Origin of the sequence: Phenylobacterium sp., from assembly GCF_036501465.1 — a bacterium.
Lineage (GTDB): Bacteria > Pseudomonadota > Alphaproteobacteria > Caulobacterales > Caulobacteraceae > Phenylobacterium.
Genome location: NZ_DASYAF010000060.1, coordinates 1 through 20,435, shown reverse-complemented (window position 1 = coordinate 20,435; position 20,435 = coordinate 1). Strand labels below are relative to the sequence as shown.

The following is a 20,435-nucleotide window of genomic DNA, read 5'->3' as shown; positions in this document are numbered from 1 at the left end:
GCCAGCGGTCCGGCGCGAAGAAGAAACTCAGGCGCGGCGTCAGCGTGCTGGCGAGATAGGCCTGGATCCGCGCCCGCGCCGAGGCCCGGTCGAAGTCCTCGCCGCCGGACAGCACCGCATCCAGGATCACGTCGAAGGTGATCCGCGCCGCCTCTTCCGACATCTCAACGTCCGCGCCCGCGCCCCAGCGGTCCAGCGCCGCCTGCGCCGCCGCGCTCATGAAGGGCGCCAGCGCGTGCATGTGGGCCGGGCGGAAGGCCGGCGCGGCCACCCGCCGCTGCCAGCGCCAGGCCGGACCCTCGCTGGTCAGGATGCCCTTGCCCCAGACCGGGCGCATGATCCGCCGGAACATCGCGCCCTGGGTGAAGGCGTCGGCCTCGTCCACGAACACCGTCTTGATCGCCGCCGGGTCCATGATGAAACGCACGCCGCCGGGCGCCGGGGACTGGTAGCTGAGGTCCTCGAAGATCGCGCGCGGCCAGGCGTCCAGCGGCCGCGTCATGCCCAGCAGGACAAGATGCAGCAGGCCGGCGCGGTGCGATTCCGGATGCGGCGCCGGCGGGACGAACGGCGGGAACGCGTCGTCGGGCATGACGGGCAGGCTAGGCCGTGGCCGCTGAGTCCCACTAGCGACCTTTGCGCCGCGGATCTGTGAGGCCCGGGCGCGAACGGTGCAACCGTTAGGGGAATTCTCCGGCTATCTTCCCCGCGCAATTCGGCGCACAATGTTCTCCGACATTGCCGAACCCGATCGCGAGGGGCTCCGGTCTTGGCCGGGGGCGGCTGGGGACACCCAGCCGCCCTTGCTTGTCTTCGCGCCTAGGCCAGCCGGCTCGCCAGCGCCTTCAGCACCGCGCTGGTGCGGTCCCGGGCGTCGAGCTTCAGGAGCAGGCGTGAGACGTGGTTCTTCACCGTGCCGGTGCTGAGGCCCAGCATCTCGCCGATCTCCCGGTTGCTGAACCCACCGGCCATCAGCCGGATGACCTCGCGCTCGCGCTCGGACAGCGGCTCGTCCATGCCGTCGTCGGCGGGCGCCATCGCGCCCATCTGCAGGTTGCACAACAGGGTCTCGGTGATCGACGGCTGCAGGATGGTGCGCCCGTCTGCGACGGCGCGGATGGTGGCCTCCAACTGCTCCAGCGACACGTCCTTCAGCAGGAAGCCTCGCGCCCCGGCCCGGCAGCCCTCGAACAGGGCGTCGGCGTCGTCGAAGGTGGTCAGCACGATGAAGCGGGTGGTCGGGCTGGCGCCCAGCCGGCGCAGCACCGAAAGCCCGTCCACGCCCGGCATGCGGATGTCGAGCAGCACCACGTCCGGCGCGGCCTGCGGGATCAGCTCCAGCGCCTCGGCCCCGTCGCTCGCCTCGCCCACCACCTCGATGTCGGGCAACAGCGACAGCAGGCCGCGCACGCCCTTGCGGACCAGGGTCTGGTCGTCGACCAGGAAGACCCGGATCATGGCGCCAACGTCTTGGGCGCCAACGTCTTGGGGGCCAGCATCTTGGGGGCCGGCAACCAGCCGGACACCCGGAAGCCCTGCCCGCGACCGCTTTCGAAGACGATCCGCCCGCCGTGCTGCTCGAAGCGTTCGCGCACGCCGCTCAGCCCATTGCCCAGGCGGAACCGTTCGGCGCCGCGGCCGTCGTCGCGGCTGATCAGCCGCACGCCGTCCGCCTCGGCCTCCAGCGAGAGCCACAGGTTGCGCGCGCCGGCGTGGCGAAGCGTGTTGGTGATGATCTCCTGGGCTGAGCGCATCAGCGTCTGGGCGGTCTCGGCCGGCTGCAGGGCGATGGCGCTGGGGATGTCCAGATGCACCTTCAGCTGCGGCGCGCCCTGGGCCAGGGCCTCCAGGATCGGCTTGATGTCGTGGCCGTCGACCCGGCGCAGCGCGCCCACCACGTCACGCACCTTGCCCAGCAGCGAGCGGGTCAGGTCGCGGGCCTCCAGCACGCTGGCCCGCGCATCCTGCGGCGGGATGTGGCTGGCGTACTCCAGCTGCAGGCTGAGCACCGTCAGGTCGTGGCCCCAGGCGTCGTGCAGCTCGCGTGAGATGCGCAGCCGCTCCGCCGCCGCCGCGCTCTCGGCCAGCAGCGCCTGGGTCGCGCGCAGCTCGCCGTTCGATCGCGCCAGCGCCGCGGCCGTCTCGGCCTCCCGGCGCAGCAGGGCCACCACGCCCACCGCGATCAGCTCGGCGGCGACGTTCACCACCCAGTAGAACCAGGCCTGGCTGTCGGCCAGGTAGCTGGCGCGGCTCACCCAGATCAGCATCGACTGGGCCGCCACCAGCCCCAGCGCCGGGCGCGCGCCGAACACCAGCGCCGCCTGCAGCGCGATCGGCGCCAGCAGCGGGCCCGGGTCGCCGCGGTGCGGCACCGCCGCCAAGCCGACCACCGCCAGACTCTCCAGGCCGATCAGCAGGACCTGGGCCAGGGGCGAGCGGCGGCCGACCGCGGCGGACCCCGCCACGGCGACGGCGAACACCGCGAACAGCAAAAGCCACACCGCCAGGCTCCCGCCCGCCGTCCTGGCGTCGGGCTCCAGCGCCATGGCGGCGACGCCCACCGCAAACCACACCGGGACCGCGGCGCCCAGCAGCCAGGGATAGTGGCGGGTCACCTTCATCCGGCGAGCTTAGCACCTGGGCCCAAGCGGGGCAGGTGCCGAAAGTCACCCCCGCCGCCGGTGCCGACCGGCACTCACGCCCGTCCCCGTCCCGCCCCAGGATCGCAGGCTCGGGAAAGGCGGCGCATCGGAGCCAGGATGGCCAGATCCTCGACGAGCTTCGTCCTTTGCGCCGCCCTCGCGGCGGCGCCGGCGGCGTGGGCCCAGGAGCCTGCGCCGTCGCCCACCCCGCTGCCCGCCCCGCCGTCTGGCGCCGCGGCGGCCGGCAGCGTGATCCCCTATCCGGCCTCGTTCTTCGCCGCCCAGCGGCCGGACACCGCCTACGACATGATCCTGCGCCTGCCCGGCTTCACCTTCGACGACGGCAGCGCGGTCCGGGGCCTAGCGGGCGCGGCGGGCAATGTGCTGATCGACGGCCAGCGCCCCTCGAGCAAGACCGACGACCTGCAGTCCATCCTGATCCGCATCCCGGCCGGCCAGGTGGCCCGGATCGACCTGATCCGCGGTGGTCAGACCGGTATCGACATGCAGGGCAAGACGGTGGTGGCCAATGTGATCCGCAAGTCGGGCCAGGGGCTGACCGGCCGCTTCAGCACCGGCCAGTTCACGACCGGCGACGGCTACACCGACCCCCAGGCCGCGCTGGAAGAGACCTGGCGCGGCGGCGACCGGCGGGTGGACGCCTCGCTCTCCACCACCAAGGGCCACGACGGATCGAACGGCAACGGCGGACGCCTGATCCTGGGCCCCGACGGCCAGGTCCTGGATGCCTCCAACACCCGCAACGCCGCCCCCAACTGGCAGTATCTGGCGAACGGCGCCTTCGAGAGCCCGCTGGCCGGCGGGCGGATCCGCCTCAACCTGACCCTGGAGGACCAGCCCTACCGGCTCGACTCCAGCGACGACTTCGCGGTCGCCGGCCGCCAGCGCGAGCGCATGCGCCTGGACCTCGCCGACGGCGAGTTCGGCCTGCACTTCACCCGCGACCTGCCCGCCGGGCTATCGCTGGAGGCGTTCGGCCTGCAGCACCTCAACAAGACCGGCAATGACTCGGTGTTCGTGACCGCTGCCGACGACCAGCATTTCAGCCTGGCCTCGAGCGGCGGCGAAAGCGTCGGGCGCGGCGTGCTGCACTGGCGCCGTTCGCCAACGCTCACCATCGACGCCGGCGGCGAATACGCCTTCAACTGGGTGCGAACCCGCACCGGCTTCATCGACAACGGCCAGGCGGTCACCATCCCGGCGGCCAACGTCCGGGTTCAGGAGGGCCGGGCGGAGGGCTTCGCCACCTCCACCTGGCGGGCGCTCCCCACGCTCACGGTCGAAGCCGGTGTCCGGGTGGAGACCTCGACCATCTCGTCGACCGGCGACGTGACGCTGTCCAAGACCCTGACCTTCCCCAAGCCGCGGCTGGTGCTGACCTGGTCGCCCACCGCCGCCGACCAGGTCCGCGTGCGGATCGAGCGCGAAGTGGGCCAGCTCGACTTCTCAAGCTTCGCGGCCAGCGCCGCGCTGAACGGCATCGGGATCACCGCCGGCAACCCGAACCTCACGCCGCAACAGGACTGGGCCTATGAGGCCACCTACGAGCGCCACTTCGGGAAGGACGGGGTGGTCAGCCTGACGGCGCGCCGGCTGGACCTGACCGACGTGATCGACCGCGCCCCGGTGGTCTCGCCCTCCGGCGTGTTCGACACGCCGGCAAACATCGGCGACGGGACCGAGAGCGATTTCGTGGCGGCCTTCAGCCTGCAGCTCCAGCGGATCGGGCTCACCGGCGCCACCCTGCGCGGCCAGGGGACCTGGCGGGACTCCTCGGTCATCGACCCGACCACCGGCGCCGCGCGCCGCATCTCCGGCCAGCACACGGCCGACGCCGAGCTGCACTTCACCCAGGACCTGCCCCGCCACAACATGGTCGTGGGCGTCGACTGGGTGAACCCCTACCACGAGCGGTTCTTCCGCTTCGACGAGATCGACACCAACCACCAGAACGTCAGCCTGGACGTCTTCGTCGACTACAAGCCCAGGCCCGACATCACCTGGCGCGTGCAGCTGTTCAACGAGGATCACTACGTGGTCGAGCGCGACATCTTCGGCGGCCTGCGCAGCCGCGATCCCCTGACCTCACGCGACCTGCAGCTGCGCCACTTCGGCCCGATCCTGTTCACCCGCCTGCGCAAGACGTTCGGCTAGTCCGGCCCTCTAGGTCGCCGGATCCTCGTCGCCGCCCTTCTTCTGGAATTTCACCGGCATCGGATCGCGCCCGCCCTCGGCGATGAAGCGGTCGATGCGCGCCTTCAGCACCGGGATCGGCACGCTGCCCATGGAGAGCACCGTATCGTGGAAGGCCCGGATGTCGAACTTCGGCCCCAGCGCCTTCTCGGCCTTCGCACGCGCGTCGACGATCGCCATCATGCCGATGTAGTAGCTGAGCGCCTGGCCGGGCCAGGAGATGTAGCGGTCGACCTCGATCTCGATGTCGTGGTCGGCGAGCGCGGTGTTGTCGTGCAGGTATTTGATCGCCTGCTCGCGGGTCCAGTGGTCGTGGTGGACGCCGGTGTCGACCACCAGCCGCGCCGCGCGCCACATCTGGAACGTCAGCATGCCGAAGCGGTCGTAGGCGGTGTCGTACATCCCCATCTCGACGCCCAGGCGCTCGCAATAGAGCGCCCAGCCCTCGCCATAGGCCGAGATGTAGACGTTGCGCCGGAACGGCGGCAGCTGGTCCTGCTCGTCGGCCAGCCCGCCCTGCAGCGAATGGCCTGGCGCGCTCTCGTGCAGGGTCAGCGCCGTCAGGTTGTAGAGCGGCCGGCTGGGCAGGTCGTAGGTGTTCAAGAGGTAGGTCGTCGTCCCGCCCCGGGCCGAGGTGTAGAAGGGCGCGATGTCCGGCGCCACGGGCTCGATCCCGAAGCGGCTGCGCGGCAGCCAGCCGAAGAAGGCCGGCAGCTTGCCGTCCACCCGCTTGGCGATCCAGGCGGCCCGGTTCAGCAGCTCCTGCGGGGTCTTCACATAGAACTGCGGGTCGGTGCGCAGGAATTGCAGGAAGGCCGGGAAGTCGCCCTTGAACCCGGTCTCCTTCATCACCTCCAGCATCTGGGCGTGGATCTTGGCGACCTCGGAGAGGCCGAGCTGGTGGATCGCCTCCGGATCCATGTCCAGGGTCGTGAACTCCTTGATCTGCGCGCGGTAGTAGGCCTTGCCGTCCGGCAGGTCCTCGGCGGCCAGCGTCTCGGTGGTGTGCGGGATGTACTCGGCGTCGAGGAAGGTCAGCAGCTTGGCGTAGGCCGGCCGCACCGAGCCCTCGAACACCTGATGCGCCTCGGCCTTCAGCGCCGCCTGGTCGGCCGGCGAGACCGACTGCGGCATGTGGACGAACGGCTTCCAGAACAGGCTGTGCTCGATGTCCGCCGCCTGGCTGACGTTCGACACCGACTTGTCGCGGCCGACCAGCGTCGCCCGGGGCGGGGTGAAGCCGCGCGCCAGCCCGGCCTTCATGTTCACCGTCTCGTCGTCGAACCAGCGCGGGATGTCGCGCATCTGGCTGATCCAGTTGCGATAGTCCTGCGCGGTGTGGAACGTGCGGCTGGCGGTGAAGCCCAGGTTCGACCAGAACTGGCTGTCGGAGTTGAACGGCTTTTCGTACTCGCGGAACTTCTGCTGGCTGATCCGCGTGGCGATCTGGTCCTTGTAGACCTCGTAGTTCACCTGCTCGGGCGGCGAGAGGTCCTTTTCGGCGATGGCGTCCACCTGCCGCGCCACGTCCTCCCAGTGCGCCAGCCGCCGCTGCTGGGACGCGGCGTCCACCTTGCCCAGCTTGTCGTTGATCGCGGCGTTCTCGCCCCGCTCGCCGGGGAACTCGGTCTTCCGCCAGGCCCACTCGGCCGTGTAGATCGCCCGGAACTTCGCATCGGCCGGCCCCGGCGCGGCCTTCTCGGCGGCCTTGTGGGCGGGCTCGGCCGCCGTCACCCCGCCCGCCGTCATCGCCACCGCGAACGAAACGGCCGCCAACAGCGCCATGCGCATGGAAATCACCCCCGAACGAACCAGGCCACGCCTTGCCTAGCACCTTCACAGGCCCTGTCCGGACAGGAATTTCCTGTCGCGGCGACGCGAACTGCGCTTTCAGCTAGGCTTGCGACCTGAACACTGACCCGCGAGGCCCCTCATGACCCGACCGCTGAAGAAGAGCGAGACGATCGAGATCCGCCTGCCCTACCCGACCAAGCTGGCCTTCATGGCCCGCTGCCGCGACGAAGGCCGCTCGGCCAGCGAGGCCCTGCGCGGCTTCATCGACGGCGAGCTGGCGGGCCGCGCCGCCCCATCCGCGCACCCGCTGCGCATGCGCCTGGCCATCGGCGCCCTGGTCGCCGCCGCCCTGGGCGCGGTCGCCCTGCCCTCGCTGGCCCACACCAACCAGCGCGCCGCCTTCGACTGCCTGGCCCGCGACCGCGCCGCCATCTCCGCCGCCGACTTCGCCCGCCTCGACGCCGACCACGACGGCCGGGTCAGCTACGCCGAGTTCCAGGCCGCCTGCGCGAAGTAGCTATCTCCCCCGTGAAACGGCGGGGGGAGGTTACTTCAGCCGCAGGAAGAACCGGTGCGGGTCGAGGTTGAGCCAGGTCCAGGGCTTCAGGACCGAGGCGCCGGCCTTCCACGACAGCAGCACCATCTCGGCGCGGCCCACCAGGTTCTCGGCCGGCACGAAGCCCACGCCGACCTCTTCCGGCCAGCGGCTGTCCAGCGAGTTGTCGCGGTTGTCGCCCATGAAGAAGTAGTGGCCCGGCGGCACCACATAGACGTCGGTGTCGTCGGCCTCCCCGTCCGGCGCCCCGCCGAAGGTCAGGTATCTGCTCCCGTCCACATTGGTCTCCACGACCTTGGGCACGATGCGGCCCGGGTCGTCGTGGTCGCGCGCCCAGCCGGTGAACTGGCGCGCGTTCGGCTTGCCGTTGACGAACACCTGGCCCTTGACGATCTGCACCCGGTCGCCCGGCAGGCCGATCAGCCGCTTGATGTAGGGCACGTCCGGGTCGCGCGGCAGGCGGAAGACGATCACGTCCCCGCGCTTGGGCGCACGGCCCAGCACGCGCCCGGAAAACAGCGGCGGATCGAACGGGAACGAGGCGCGGCTCCAGCCGTAGGGCCATTTGGAGACCAGCACATAGTCGCCGGTCACCACCCCGGGCTCCATGGACGACGACGGGATGGTGTTGGGCTGGAACACCACCACGCGCAGCACCAGCGCGATCAGCAGGCCCGCGCCCAGGGTCTTGACCGTCTCCCAAACCTCTGTCCAGAACGGGCTGGCGGCCTTTTCGGCGGGCGGGCTTGCGTCGGAGGGCATCGGCAGGGTCTCACAGGGCTGCGAGCGGGCGGCGGCCCGCGCCATCCAACTGTCGCCGCGCGCGCCGCGACTCAAGCAAACTCCTGTCGGGACAGCCGCGCGGGCGCGTCCGGACACCCTGGGAGACATCGATGCCGAGCGCCTGGGCCGCGACCCTGCCGATCCTGATGCTGGTCGGCTCCAATGTCTTCATGACCTTCGCCTGGTACGGCCACCTGAAGATCGAGCACCGCCCGCTCTGGCTGATCGTCATCGCCAGCTGGGGCATCGCCTTCTTCGAATACTGGCTGGCGGTCCCCGCCAACCGCATCGGCCGGCAGGTCTACGACCCCGCCGAGCTGAAGGCCATGCAGGAGGTCATCACCCTGGCCGTCTTCGCGGTGTTCTCGGTGACCTACCTCGGCGAGCGCTTCACCCTGAACCATGGCGTCGGCTTCGCCCTGATCGCGCTGGGCGCCTGGTTCGTGTTCAAATCGCCGCTGTAGGAGAGTTCCCTCTCCCTACTCGTCGTCGCAGTGCAGGCGGTAGCCGATGCCCGGCTCGGTCACCAGGATCTCCGGGCTCGACGGGTCGGCCTCCAGCTTCTGGCGCAGCTGCGCCATCAGCACGCGCACGAACTGGGCGTCGGCGTTGGAATCCGCGCCCCAGACGGCGGTGATGATCTGCTTGTGGGTGACCACCTGGCCGGCGTGCCCCGCCAGGATGCGCAAGAGCTGGTATTCGCGCGGCGTCAGCCGCACCTCCTCGCCCTGGATCATCACCCGCCTGGCCGGGAAATTGATCTCCAGGTCGCCGAACTTGAACCGCGGCTGGGCGGAAAAGCGCCGCTCGCGCCCGCGCATCGCCGCGCGGATCCGCGCCAGCAACTCGCCCACGCCCACCGGCTTGTTGACAAAATCGTCGGCGCCCAGGTCCAGGGCGGCGATCTTCTCGCTCTCCAGGTCCCGCGCCGACAGCACGATCACCGGCGCCTCCGACCATTCGCGGATACGCTGGATCACGTCCTTGCCGTCCATGTCCGGCAGGCCGAGGTCGAGGATCACCACCTCGGCGCCCTCGCCCGCCAGCACCGCCAACGCGGCCTCGCCGCTTTCCGCCGTGGTCACCGAAAAGCCCGCCGCCGTCAGCGCCGGGGTCAGCGCGCGCACGATCTGCGTCTCGTCATCGACGATCAGCAACCGGCCCAACGTCTCGTGTCCATCGCCTGTCATCCGTCCCTCAAGCCCCCAAACCAATCACATCCGGACCGCCGGCAGGGCCAGCGACATCACCAGGCCATGCTTGGCGTCCGACCGCAGCGCCGCGCTCGCATGGCCGCCCATCCCCTGCATGACGCCGCGGACGATGGAAAGCCCCAGTCCGGTGCCTGGCGTCCGCTTGGCGGCCGCCCCGCGATAGAATTTGTCGAACAGGCTTGGAAGTTCGGCCTCCGGCACGCCCGGCCCCTCGTCGGCCACCTCGACCACGATCCGGTCGTCCTCGGGATAGCTGCGCAGCGAGATGGTCCCGCCGTCGGGGCTGTAGCGGATGGCGTTCTCCAACACATTGGCCAGCGCCACCTCGAACAGCACCGGATCGCCCAACGCGATCGCCGCCTCCTCGTCCAGGTCGCAGGCGATCTTGCGCTTGCCGCGCAGCCGCTCGAACCGCCTCTTGGTGCGGTCCACCACCTCGGCCAGGTCGAAGGCCGAGTTGGCCGGGTCCAGCACCCCGCCTTCCAGCCGGCTCATGTTCAACAGGTTGGTCACGAAGGCGTTCAGCCGTTCGGTCTCCTCCTGGATGGTGGTCGTCAGGTCCTGACGCGTCTTGGCGTCGAACTTGTCGTCGAACTCCTGCAGCGCCGTGGCCGAGGCCAGCACCGCCGCCAGCGGCGTGCGCAGGTCGTGGCTGATCGACGACAGCAGTGCGTTCCTCAGATCCTCCGTGCGCGCCCGGGCCTCGGCGTCGGCCTTGGCCACCGCCAACGCCGCCCGGGTCTTCGCCGCCGCCCCGGCGTCGGCCAGGATCTGCAGCAGGTTCTCCTCGTCGGCGCTGGGCGCGGGCTCGCCGCACCAGCCGGCGGTCGTCCCATCGGCCAGCAGCCGCACCCGCCAGCCGTCCGCCTCGATGGTGCGCGGGTCGGTCCGGGTCTCCTGCGCCAGCGCCCGCGCCGCGCTCAGCACCGCCGCCGGGGGCGGTGCGCCGCCCGCGCAGCCCAGGTCCTCGCCATCCAGCACGAAGGCCCGGCCGCGCGCCGCCGCCGCCAGGTGGTCGGCCAGCCGCGTGCGGATCAGGGCGGCGTCGTCCGAGGCGGAGAACTCCCGCGTCGCCTCGAACAGCACCGCGGTGGTCAGCGCCCGGGCGTGCGCCCGCTTGGCCTCGTCGCGCACCCGGCCCGTCAGGTTGCCCATCAGCAGCGCCACCGTCGGGAAGGTCAGCAGGACCAGGATGTCCTCAGGCCGGTAGCTCGGCGCGATCAGCCGGCCGTTGCCCGCATAGAGGTTGTAGATCACGAACGAGACCGCCGCGGCCATGTAGCCCGGCCCCGATCCCAGCAGGTAGGAGGTGAACAGCACGCCCACCAGGAAGGCGCCGCCCAGCCGGTTCGACCCGGTCAGCATGAACAGCGCCTGGGCAAGCAGGGTCGAGCCCGCCACCACGCACAACGCCATGGCGTAGCGGCTGGGCGTGTTGAGCCGGCCCGCCCAGGCGGGTTGCCTCAGTCCGGTCTCGGCCAATCCCCGACTCCCGCGTTATCGCCAGCCTAAACTGCCCTGCCCGGGCCCCGCCGCCAAGGCGACGCAGGATCGCAGCCGCCTAGCCGCGCGGCCCCAGGGCCGCCTTGAGTTTCGCGTCGCCCGCCGCGGCGGCCATGTCGCGGACGGATCGCCCGGCCTTGTTGCGGCGATCCAGGCTCGCGTGGCGGCTGACCAGCAGGGCGACGATCTCCGGCTCGTCCGCCTTCACGGCCTTCATTAGCGGCGTCTCGCCGTCGTCGTCGGCGCCGTCGACGGGCACGCCGCGGTCCAGCAGGGCCTCCACCTCGTCGATCCGCCCGTCGCCGGCCGCCTCGCGCAGCCGTTCCGCCCGATCGGCCGGCGAGCCGGCGAACAGCGCTGCGCGGCTGGCCGCGGTCGGCGCCGCCACGCGCGAGCCGGTGACGATCATCTCCTGCACAGACGACGGCGGCGCGGGCGCGGCGCGGCCCGCCTTGGCGAAGGGGGCGACAGGTGCGCGGGCGAAGGGCGAGGCCGTGAGGGGCGTAGGCGAGAGGGGCGCTTGCGCCAGGGGCGCCTGCACGGCCCGCGCCGTCGCCGGCGGAGGGGCCGGCTGGGCCGGCGGCGCCAGAAACGCCACGGGCGGCAGGGCCAGCGGCGGCGGCGGCGGGGCCGGCGCGGCGGCCAGGTCCGACGGCGACGACGCGGCAGGCCCGGCGAGGCCGACGCGAAGCGGCTTCGAGGGCCTTGCAGGCGTTTCGGCGGCGGCGGCGGGCGGCGGCGGCGCAGCCTCGGGCGCGGAGGGCGTGGGCGCCGTTGCGGGTGGCGGTGCGGTGGACGTGGAAAGCGCCTGGACCGCGCCCGGCCCCTGGATCGTCGACGGCGGATTGATCCGCGTGGCCACCAGCACGCTCAGGCCCACGACGCTGGCCGCGATCAGCCAGCCGCCCCGGCCCAAGGCGCGGCGCGGCCTCAGTGGCTCAGCCGCGGCGGGTGTCGCCGCCGGCTCCGCCGCGACGGCGGCCAGCACCCGCGCACGACGCGCGGCGCGCGCGGCCGCGTCGTCCAGCACCGCTTCGGCCTGGACATAGGCCTTGTCCATCGGATCGGGCATGGTGTCGCGATCAGGCATGGGCCGGCCTTTCACCCGCCAGCGCCTGGCGCAGCTTGGCGCGCGCATAGCGCAGCCGGCTCTTGGCCGTCTCGACGGTCACCCCGGACACCTCGGCGATCTCCGCCAGCGACAGCCCGGCCTGGGCGAACAGCAGGAAGGCGCCGCGCTGCTCCAGCGGCAGGGCTTCGACGGCGGCCACGATCTCTTCGGCCAGTTCGCGTGACTGCACCTGCTCCAGGGGGCTCTGGCCCGGGTCGGGGACCAGCATCACCGCCTCGTCCCCCGCCGGCGCCAGCACGGCGACCTTCTGGCGGCGGAAATGGTCCCAGGCCTTGTGGCGCGCGATGGTGAACAGCCATGTGGCGAAGCTGGCCCTGTCCGGGTCGAAGCCGGCCGCGGCCTTGGACACCGCGATCCAGGTCTCCTGGTGCAGGTCCTCGGCCGCATCGCCGTGGGCCGCGCCCAACAGCCGGCGGATGAACTGGAAACATGCGCGGTCATAACGGTCATAAAGCCGTCCGAAGGCATGCGGGTCGCCGGCGCCGTGGGCGCGCAAAAGATCAGCGTCGTCCGCGACGTCCGGCTCCATCAAGGCCGAACCTAGCCCTTGCACGGCCTGGCGCGCAAAGACCTAGAAGCCGCCCGGCGGGTCGGGCACGTAGCCCGCCCCGTTTCCGTTCGACGGGAACGGCCGCGGCCAGCGCCCGGGCGGCCCCGGCGGGCGGACCACGCCGATGGCGACCAGGTTGTCGTAGCTGTCGTACTCGATCCGGCGGATGAGCTGCGGATAGGCCGTGGCGCGCTGGAAATCCACGGTGGTCACCACCGACCACTCCCGCGCCCCGTGCCCGGTCCCCAGCTTCTCCGTCCGCCGCTCGGCGAGGGCCACGGTGTCCGCCGGCGCGGGCGACGGCGCGCGGGCCGCGGCCGACGGCTGGGCCGGCGTGGCCGCCGCGGGGGCGACCCTGCGCGAGCCGGTGACCACCATTTCGGAGACTTCCGAGCCGCGGCTTAAGGGAACCGCCCGCGCCCCCATCCGCGGCGGGATCGGCGGCGCCGAGAAAATCGGCGGCGGCGGCGGCGGCGGCGGCGGCGGCGGCGGTTCGGGCGGGGCCGTGACGGCCGCCGGCGGCGCGGCGACCGCGACGCGCTCGCGGAAGGCGGCGATGCCGATCACGCCCACGTCCTGCGGCCGCCCGGTGCGCGCGGCGTAGGATTGCGGCAGCGGCGCGAAGGTGAAGGCCGCGACCTCGCTGTCGGACTTGCGCCAGCCGGTCACGTCGTAGCTCTGGTAGGCGTCGAGCACATAGCCCCTCTGGCCATAGTTGGCCGTCTGGCCGGTGAGGATGTTGACCCCGTCGACCGACATGACCAGCAGCATGCGCCCGCCGGTATGGTTGGTGACCCGCAGGCTGTAGCGCGCGCCCGGCTGGCCGGCGACGAACAGGCGGCCGTCGTGGCGCCAGACCTGCAGCGGCTGGCCGCTCTCGCGGTCCACCACCTTCAGGTCCACCAGCTCGTCGCCGGTCTCGGCGCGCGCCGCGCCGGCCAGGCTGATCGCCGAGACCGCCATCGCCAGCATCGCGCGGCGTGGCAGCGAGATCGTCGTCCGTGTCGTCATGTCCGCCTCCCAGGGCCTTACATGACGACCTACGCAGCCCCGCGGCGAACGGGGTTAGGACGCATCACTTTTTCTCCCCTCCCAGGCGCGGCGGCGCCGCGGGAGAGGCCGGGAGAGGAGCAGGCCGAACCCTACCCCGCCGTCAGCGCCGCCATCTTGGTCACGGTGTTCCAGTTGCGCACCGTGCCGCGCAACCTGGTCGCCCGCTCGATCACCACGGACGTCAGCTTCGACTGGCCCTGGCCCTCGGGATAGCTGAAGTAGAGGCAGGCCGGGCCGGCCTCGACCTGCTCGGGCCCGCCGAAGCCGGCGATCTTCTCGCGGATGGCCCCGACCTCGGCCGTCCCCGCGTGGCCCTTCAGGAAGCTCACCGCCACAAAGGCTGGCTGGTCCTTCACCTGCTGCGCATAGGGATTGCCCGCCACCACCGCGGCCATCGCGGCGTGGTCGCGCACGAAGACATCGATCGCCATGCCGCAGGCCTTGGCCAGGATCGCCTCGATCTCGGCCTCCAGCTTCGGGGCCGCCGCCTCGGCCTCGACCACCGCCGTGCCGGCCGCGCCGATCGTCTGCACGCCCTTGAAGCCCGCCTTGGCCAGCGCGGCCTTGAAATCGGCCATCAGCAGCTTGCGGCCGCCGACGTTGATCGCCCGCAGGAAGACGGCCGCCTTGGCCAAGGGGTCAGACCCCCGCTTCCCAGGCCTTGAACTCCGGCTGCTCCAGCAGGCGCTCGGCATAGCGCGCCGCGGCCCCCGACTTGTCGCCGAAGTCCGACAGCTTCACCCCATAGGTCTTGAAGCGCGTCGCCACCGGCGTGAAGAAGGCGTCGGCGATGCCCCAGTCCTCGCCCACCAGCCAGGGGCCGCCGAACTTGGTCATCAGGTCGCTCCACAGCTTGACGATGCGGCGGATGTCCTTGTGCGTCGCTTCCGACAGCGTCTTGGCCTTGGGCCACATGGAAAGGTCCATCGGGCATTCCCCGCGCAGCGAGGCGAAGCCCGAGTGCATCTCCGCCACCGCCGAGCGCGCATAGGCGCGCATGCGCGGGTCGCGCGGCCACAGGTTCAGCTCCGGATAGCGCTCGGCCAGGTATTCGCAGATGGCCAGCGAATCGGAGATCAGCACGTCGCCGTCCTTCAGCGCCGGCACCATCCCGGTGGGCGAGTGCTTCAGGATCGCCGACAGCGTCGCCCCCTGCTCCTGGCGCAGCGGGATCAGGATTTCGCGGAATTCCGCGCCTGTCCGCTTCAGCACCAGCCAGGGGCGCATCGACCAGGTCGACCAGGCCTTGGTCCCGATCACCAGTTCCATAGAGGCTCCTTCCGCTAAAGCCTGCCATGCCGATAACTCGGCCGGGCGGCTTTCCTCAACGGCATAAATACGGAACTCTTGCCTAAGCAGCCGTTAGAGCCGCGCGGAGGAAACGTCGATGGCCGAAATCACCGCTGTAGCCGGGGAAGACGCGCTGCTGGACGAAAATCCTCCGCCGGAGGCCATTTCGCCCGTCTCCGCCGCCTATCGCCGCTACGCCCTTTGGCTGCTGCTGGCGATCTATGTGGTCAATTTCATCGACCGCCAGGTGATCAACATCCTGGCCGAGCCGATCAAGAACGACCTGCATCTGGCCGACTGGCAGGTGGGCCTGCTCTCCGGCTTCGCCTTCGGCATCGTCTACACCCTGCTGGGCTTTCCCCTGGCGCGGGCCGCCGACCGCCACCACCGCGGCTTCATCATCGCCGGCTGCCTGGCCGCCTGGAGCGGTTTCACCGGCGCCTGCGGCTTCGCCCAGAACTTCGTCCAGCTGGTCGCCGCCCGCTCCGGGGTCGGCATCGGCGAGGCCGGCTGCACGCCCACCAGCCACGCCCTGATCGCCGACTACACGCCCAAGGAAAAGCGCGCCTCGGCGCTGTCGTTCTACGCCATGGGCACGCCGCTGGGCGGCCTGCTCGGCCTGGCGATCGGCGGGGTGATGAGCGACTACTTCGGCTGGCGCCAGGCCTTCATGGTCGCCGCCGCGCCCGGCCTGCTGCTGGCCGTGATCGCCGCCTTCACGCTGAAGGAGCCGCGCCGCCTGCTCTCTGAGGCCGCCCTGAAGGCCCGCGCCGCGGGCGAGGCGTCCGGCCAGCAGCTCGCCACCTTCTCCGAGACCTTCCGCTACCTGCTGACCAAGCGGGCCTTCTGGGGCATGGCCTCGGGCGCCGGCGTCCGCGCGTTCCTGGGCTATGGCCACGCCGCCTTCTCGCCCAGCTTCTTCTACCGCTGCCACGGACCCGCGGTGACCGCGCTCGCCCACCACTTCGGCCTGCGGCCCCAGACCTTCGTCGGCCTGGCGCTGGGGATCATCGGCGGCGGAGCCGGCGCCGTCGGCTCCTGGCTGGGCGGCCAGATCGCCGACCGCCTGGGCGCGCGCGACCTCAAGGTCTACGGCACGGTCCCCACCGTCGCCGTGCTCGTGGCCCTGCCCTGCTCGGTGATCCTCTACACCACCTCCAGCGTGCCGCTGGCCTTCGCCATGTTTGGCGCGACCTACCTCCTGGGCGCGCTGTGGTACGGCCCGGTCTATTCCAGCGCCCAGGGAATGGTGCCGCAGCGGATGCGGGCGATGAGCGCCTCGATCATGCTGTTCGTGATCAACTTCCTGGGGCTGGTGCTGGGCGCGCTCAGCCTGGGCGCGCTCTCCGACCTCCTCAACAAGGGCCTACACCTGGGGCCCGCCGAGGGCGTGCGCTGGGCGCTGCTGAGCTCCGCGGTCGTCGGCGCCCTGGGCGCCGGCCTGTTCTGGGGCGCGCGGCGGCGCATCGCCGAGGAGATGGTGAGCTAGGCCACCCGCACCCGCGGCGCGCCCTCGGTCATCCGCCCGACCACCGCCGCTTCGTCGAAGCCGCCGGCCCGGATCACCGCCAGGACCTCGTCGGCCGCCTCCGGCGCCACGGCGACCAGCAGGCCGCCGCTGGTCTGCGGGTCGGTGAGCAGGTCGCGCCGCCAGTCGTCCAGGCCGGCCGGCAGGTCCACCGCCTCGCCATAACTCGCCCAGTTGCGGCCCGAGGCCCCGGTCCGCACGCCGGCCCTCGCCAGGGCCTCGACGCCGGCCAGCAGCGGCGGCGAAAGCCCAACCTCCGCCGCCAGCCCCGCGCCGCGGCACATCTCCAGCAGGTGCCCCAAGAGGCCGAAGCCGGTCACGTCGGTCATGGCGTGGACATCCGGCCGCTCGGCCAGCGCCGGCCCCACCGAATTCAGCTGGGTCGTCGAGCCGATCAGCGCCGCATAGTCGCCTGAGTCCAGCTTCTCCTGCTTGAACGCCGCGCTCAGCACGCCCACGCCCAGCGGCTTGGTGATGATCAGCACGTCGCCGGCCCGCGCCGTCCTGTTGGTCCGCACCCGGTCGGGATGCACGATCCCCAGCGCCACCAACCCATAGATCGGCTCGACGCTGTCGATCGAATGGCCGCCGGCCACCGGCACGCCCGCCGCACGGCAGACCGCCGCCCCGCCCGCCAGGATCGCCCCGATCGTCTCCGCCGGCAGCACGCCCACCGGCATGCCCACGATCGCCAGCGCCAGGATCGGGCGCCCGCCCATGGCATAGACGTCCGACAGCGCATTGGTCGCCGCGATCCGCCCGAAGTCGAACGGGTCGTCCACCACCGGCATGAAGAAATCGGTGGTCGCCACCAGCGCCTGCTCGTCGTTCAGCCGCCAGACCGCCGCGTCGTCGCTGGTCTCGGTCCCCACCAGCAGGTCCGGGAACGCGCCCGCCGCCGGCATGGCCTTCAGGATCTCCTGCAGCACGCCGGGCGCGATCTTGCAGCCGCAGCCGCCGCCGTGCGCCAGGCTGGTCAGGCGCGGAACGGCGGAGGCGGCGGCGGGCGGGCTATCGTCGGGCTGGCTCATCGGTCCACTATAGGGCGATGATTTGCGGCCTCGAAGACGTCCCGTGCCGGAGATAGAGGCCGTTGCGGCCATCGACGCCGAAACCCTGGCCCGTTTCGACGCGGTCATCGACGTGCGCAGCCCCGCCGAGTTCGCCGAAGACCACATCCCGGGCGCGCTCAACCTGCCGGTGCTCAACGACGAGGAGCGCGCCCGGGTCGGCGCGATCTATGTGCAGGAGAGCCGCTTCGAGGCCCGGCGCATCGGGGCTGCGATCATCGCGCGCAATGTCGCCGCCCACCTCGACGCCGCGCTCGCCGACCAGGGCGGCGGCTTCCGACCCCTGGTCTACTGCTGGCGCGGCGGCCAGCGCTCCGCCGCCATGGCCACCATCCTGGCCAACGTCGGCTGGCGCACCGGCGTGCTGGTCGGCGGCTACCGCACCTGGCGGCGCCAGGTGGTCGCGCGGCTCTACGACGGCGAGATCGCCCACGCCCGCATCGTGCTGATCGACGGCCCCACCGGCGCCGGCAAGACCGCCCTGCTCGCCCGGCTCGGCGAAAAGGGCGCCCAGGTCCTCGACCTCGAGGCGCTGGCCGCCCATCGCGGCTCGCTGTTCGGCGCCCTGCCGGGTCGCGGCCAGCCCAGCCAGAAGCTGTTCGAGACCCGCCTGCTGGGCGCGCTCGACGCGCTCGACCCCGCCCGCCCGGTGTTCGTCGAGGCTGAGTCCAGCAAGGTCGGCGAGCGCATGGTGCCGCCGGCGCTCTGGGCGCGCATGGCGGCCGCCCCGCGCATCACGCTGACCGCGCCGCCCGCCGCCCGCGCCCGCTATACCGCCAGCGCCTATGCCGACATCGCCCGCGACCCGCAAGCGATCCACGCCATCCTCGCGCGCCTGCCCCGCACCACGGCCAAACAGGCGCTGGCCGAGTGGCGCGCGCTGGCCGACGCCGGCGACCACGAAGCCCTGGCGCTGGCCCTCATCGAAGCCCACTACGACCCCGCCTACGCCCGCTCCGCCCGCCAGGAGACCCGGGCCCTGCTGGGCGCGGTGGAGCTGGAACAGGTCACCGACGCCGGCCTCGCCCAGGCGGCCGACGCGGTGCTGCAACTGGCCGGTGATCCCTGACCCGCCTTCCCGCGAAAGCGGGGTCCCCGCTTTTGCGGGGAAAACGAAACGAAGGCGCCCCTATTTCGCCGCCGCGGCCGCTGCCCCGCCCGGCCAGGCGTTGGCGTTGCTCACCGCCGCCAGCTTCCAGCGCCCCTGGTCGTCCTTGCGCCAGGCCGCCACCCAGTGGCCGTTGGCCTTCACCGGCTTGCCGGCCTTGTCGGAGGCCGTGGCGTCCCAGGTCCCGTACTGCCAGGCCATGTCGCCGGCCTTGGCCACCTCGGTATGGTCGGCCTTCACCACCAGCCCGTAGTTCGGGTCGTGCATCGACTCCTTGGCGCCCTTCAGGTCCTCGGTGGCGCTGGTCACGTCCGGCCCGCCGCCGAAGCTGTGGAAGTCGGTGGCCTCCACCGAGATCGCCTTCTCCACGTCGCCGGCCTTCATCGACGAATTGAACAGGTCGATCTGCGCCTGGATCGCGGCCGCCTCCTTGGCCGGATCCGCCGCCGGCGCCGCGGCCTTGTCGCAGGCGGCGAGAAGCAGCGGGCCGGCGCAGACGGCGGCGACCAGACAGATGTTGCGGATCATGTGAAGCCCTCCCTATCGAGCCGCTGACCGGCCCGTTCCGCCAGCATCCCCCGGATGCTGAACGCCCTTGGTTCCATGGTTGATTGGGCGCTTGGGGCTTCCGGCAAGTCAAGGACGCGGCCCTGCCGCGCCGCGGAGCGGCTGGCTTCGCCAGTCCTTGAGTTGCCGGAAGCCGCAAGCAAACTGGCCGCCATGACCCTTAAGGCGCAGACCGCAAACCCTCGTTGACTCCCCGCCTGCCCCGCCCGCATACCCCCGCCCATGATCCCCCGTTACGCCCGCAAGGAAGCCGCCGACATCTGGAGCGCGCAGACGCGCTTTTCGATCATGTTCGCGATCGAGGCGCACGCGGCCGACGCCATGGCCGAGTTGGGGGTGATCCCCAAGGAGGCCGCCCGGGTGATCTGGGCGAAGGGCAAGGACGCGATCTGGGACGCCGAGCGGATCGACGAGATCGAGCGCGAGGTGAAGCACGACGTCATCGCCTTCCTGACCCATGTGACCGAGGTGGTGGGGCCCGAGGCGCGGTTCCTGCACCAGGGGATGACCTCGTCGGACGTCAACGACACGGCGCTGGCGGTGCAGCTTTCGCGGGCGACCGACCTGCTGATCGAGGATGTCGACCTGGTGCTGGCGGCGCTGAAGCGGCGGGCCTATGAGCACCGCTCGACCCCCTGCGTCGGGCGCAGCCACGGCATCCATGCCGAGCCCACCACCTTCGGCCTGAAGCTGGCCGGCCACTACGCCGAGTTCGTGCGCTGCAAGGAGCGGCTGGCGATGGCCAGGTTCGAGATCGCCACCTGCGCGATCTCGGGCGCCGTCGGCACCTTCGCCAATGTCGCGCCGGAGGTGGAGGCCTATGTGGCCGAGAAGCTGGGGCTGGCGGTCGAGCCGGTCTCCACCCAGGTGATCCCGCGCGACCGGCACGCGGCCTATTTCGCGGCGCTGGGCGTGGTGGCGTCCTCCATGGAGCGGCTGGCCGTGGAGATCCGCCACCTGCAGCGCACCGAGGTGCTGGAGGCCGAAGAGCCGTTCGATCCGGGCCAGAAGGGCTCCTCGGCCATGCCGCATAAGAGGAACCCGATCCTGACGGAGAACCTCACGGGCCTGGCGCGGCTGGTGCGCTCGGCGGTGACGCCGGCCATGGAGAACGTGGCCCTGTGGCACGAGCGCGACATCAGCCACTCGTCGGTCGAGCGCGGCATCGCGCCGGACGCCACGGTGCATCTGGACTTCGCGCTGCGCCGCCTGGCCAGCGTGATGGAGCGGCTGGTGGTCTATCCGGAGAACATGGCCAGGAATCTCGAGCGGCTGGGCGGGCTGGTGCATTCGCAGCGCGTGCTGCTGGCGCTGACCCAGGCCGGCCTGGCGCGCGAGGACGCCTATCAAGCGGTACAGCGCCACGCGATGAAGGTCTGGCTCGAAGGCAAGGATTTCCTGAAAGAACTGCAGGCCGATCCCGCGGTCTCG

General features: G+C 71.5%; 20 protein-coding genes. 6 read left to right on the top strand and 14 right to left on the bottom strand.

The genetic code is table 11. The features are described from left to right. The 3 genes from VGL85_RS06280 to VGL85_RS06270 all read right to left on the bottom strand — a co-directional run. Nucleotides 1-592, bottom strand: a 592-nt coding sequence (locus VGL85_RS06280) for a cytochrome P450 (RefSeq protein WP_331587139.1), incomplete at its 3' end; no start/stop codon positions are given. Between the two features lie 227 nt (nt 593-819). Then, nucleotides 820-1,458: a response regulator transcription factor gene (locus VGL85_RS06275; RefSeq protein WP_331587136.1), complete on the bottom strand. Its 639-nt coding sequence runs from the start codon at nt 1,456-1,458 to the stop codon at nt 820-822. After that, complete coding sequence (locus tag VGL85_RS06270; protein ID WP_331587134.1) at nt 1,455-2,621, bottom strand: sensor histidine kinase; 1,167 nt, start codon at nt 2,619-2,621, stop codon at nt 1,455-1,457. Before VGL85_RS06270 ends, VGL85_RS06275 begins: the two co-directional genes overlap by 4 nt. Before the next feature lie 138 nt (nt 2,622-2,759). On the opposite strand from VGL85_RS06270, the gene VGL85_RS06265 reads away from it, so the two are divergent. Further along, nucleotides 2,760-4,817 carry a TonB-dependent receptor plug domain-containing protein gene (locus VGL85_RS06265; protein ID WP_331587131.1) on the top strand — a complete coding sequence of 686 codons (2,058 nt, stop codon included), beginning with the start codon at nt 2,760-2,762 and terminating at the stop codon, nt 4,815-4,817. Nucleotides 4,818-4,826: 9 nt separating this feature from the next. On the opposite strand, the gene VGL85_RS06260 is transcribed toward VGL85_RS06265, so the two are convergent. Beyond that, nucleotides 4,827-6,647 (bottom strand): DUF885 domain-containing protein, encoded by a 1,821-nt coding sequence (locus tag VGL85_RS06260; protein ID WP_331587129.1) that lies wholly within the window; start codon nt 6,645-6,647, stop codon nt 4,827-4,829. A gap of 142 nt (nt 6,648-6,789) precedes the next feature. On the opposite strand from VGL85_RS06260, the gene VGL85_RS06255 reads away from it, so the two are divergent. Continuing rightward, nucleotides 6,790-7,167: an EF-hand domain-containing protein gene (locus tag VGL85_RS06255; RefSeq protein ID WP_331587127.1), complete on the top strand. Its 378-nt coding sequence runs from the start codon at nt 6,790-6,792 to the stop codon at nt 7,165-7,167. Between the two features lie 30 nt (nt 7,168-7,197). Here VGL85_RS06255 and lepB read toward each other — a convergent pair whose 3' ends face one another. Beyond that, nucleotides 7,198-8,013: a signal peptidase I gene (gene lepB / locus VGL85_RS06250; RefSeq protein ID WP_331587125.1), complete on the bottom strand. Its 816-nt coding sequence runs from the start codon at nt 8,011-8,013 to the stop codon at nt 7,198-7,200. An 86-nt stretch (nt 8,014-8,099) separates the two neighbouring features. Between lepB and VGL85_RS06245 the strand changes: the two genes are divergently transcribed. Further along, nucleotides 8,100-8,453, top strand: coding sequence for a DMT family protein (locus tag VGL85_RS06245; RefSeq protein ID WP_331587123.1), 354 nt, complete (start codon nt 8,100-8,102; stop codon nt 8,451-8,453). 15 nt (nt 8,454-8,468) lie between these two features. Here VGL85_RS06245 and VGL85_RS06240 read toward each other — a convergent pair whose 3' ends face one another. The 7 genes from VGL85_RS06240 to VGL85_RS06210 form a co-directional block, all read right to left on the bottom strand. Beyond that, nucleotides 8,469-9,179, bottom strand: coding sequence for a response regulator transcription factor (locus VGL85_RS06240; protein WP_331587121.1), 711 nt, complete (start codon nt 9,177-9,179; stop codon nt 8,469-8,471). 24 nt (nt 9,180-9,203) lie between these two features. After that, entirely contained in the window at nt 9,204-10,685 is a 1,482-nt protein-coding gene (locus VGL85_RS06235) for an ATP-binding protein (protein WP_331587119.1), read from the bottom strand. Nucleotides 10,686-10,764: 79 nt separating this feature from the next. After that, entirely contained in the window at nt 10,765-11,796 is a 1,032-nt protein-coding gene (locus VGL85_RS06230) for an ankyrin repeat domain-containing protein (protein ID WP_331587117.1), read from the bottom strand. Beyond that, nucleotides 11,789-12,367 (bottom strand): sigma-70 family RNA polymerase sigma factor, encoded by a 579-nt coding sequence (locus VGL85_RS06225; protein ID WP_331587115.1) that lies wholly within the window; start codon nt 12,365-12,367, stop codon nt 11,789-11,791. Before VGL85_RS06225 ends, VGL85_RS06230 begins: the two co-directional genes overlap by 8 nt. A 42-nt stretch (nt 12,368-12,409) precedes the next feature. Further along, nucleotides 12,410-13,399 carry a hypothetical protein gene (locus tag VGL85_RS06220; RefSeq protein ID WP_331587113.1) on the bottom strand — a complete coding sequence of 330 codons (990 nt, stop codon included), beginning with the start codon at nt 13,397-13,399 and terminating at the stop codon, nt 12,410-12,412. A 131-nt stretch (nt 13,400-13,530) separates the two neighbouring features. Further along, nucleotides 13,531-14,076, bottom strand: a complete 546-nt coding sequence (locus VGL85_RS06215; protein WP_331587111.1) for a DUF1697 domain-containing protein — start codon at nt 14,074-14,076, stop codon at nt 13,531-13,533. 4 nt (nt 14,077-14,080) lie between these two features. Further along, nucleotides 14,081-14,710, bottom strand: a complete 630-nt coding sequence (locus VGL85_RS06210) for a glutathione S-transferase family protein (RefSeq protein ID WP_331587109.1) — start codon at nt 14,708-14,710, stop codon at nt 14,081-14,083. A 118-nt stretch (nt 14,711-14,828) separates the two neighbouring features. Here VGL85_RS06210 and VGL85_RS06205 point away from each other — a divergent pair, with 118 nt between their 5' ends. After that, entirely contained in the window at nt 14,829-16,220 is a 1,392-nt protein-coding gene (locus VGL85_RS06205) for an MFS transporter (protein WP_331587107.1), read from the top strand. On the opposite strand, the gene selD is transcribed toward VGL85_RS06205, so the two are convergent. Then, the gene (selD, locus tag VGL85_RS06200; protein ID WP_331587105.1) at nt 16,217-17,290 is read right to left on the bottom strand and encodes a selenide, water dikinase SelD; all 1,074 of its coding nucleotides are present in this window, start codon (nt 17,288-17,290) and stop codon (nt 16,217-16,219) included. The two genes, VGL85_RS06205 and selD, sit on opposite strands and share 4 nt — an antisense overlap. Nucleotides 17,291-17,333: 43 nt before the next feature. Between selD and mnmH the strand changes: the two genes are divergently transcribed. After that, complete coding sequence (gene mnmH / locus VGL85_RS06195; protein ID WP_331587102.1) at nt 17,334-18,398, top strand: tRNA 2-selenouridine(34) synthase MnmH; 1,065 nt, start codon at nt 17,334-17,336, stop codon at nt 18,396-18,398. A 60-nt stretch (nt 18,399-18,458) separates the two neighbouring features. Here mnmH and VGL85_RS06190 read toward each other — a convergent pair whose 3' ends face one another. Further along, nucleotides 18,459-18,965, bottom strand: coding sequence for a nuclear transport factor 2 family protein (locus tag VGL85_RS06190; protein ID WP_331587100.1), 507 nt, complete (start codon nt 18,963-18,965; stop codon nt 18,459-18,461). A 261-nt stretch (nt 18,966-19,226) separates the two neighbouring features. On the opposite strand from VGL85_RS06190, the gene purB reads away from it, so the two are divergent. Beyond that, nucleotides 19,227-20,435, top strand: a 1,209-nt coding sequence (gene purB / locus VGL85_RS06185) for an adenylosuccinate lyase (protein ID WP_331587098.1), incomplete at its 3' end; no start/stop codon positions are given.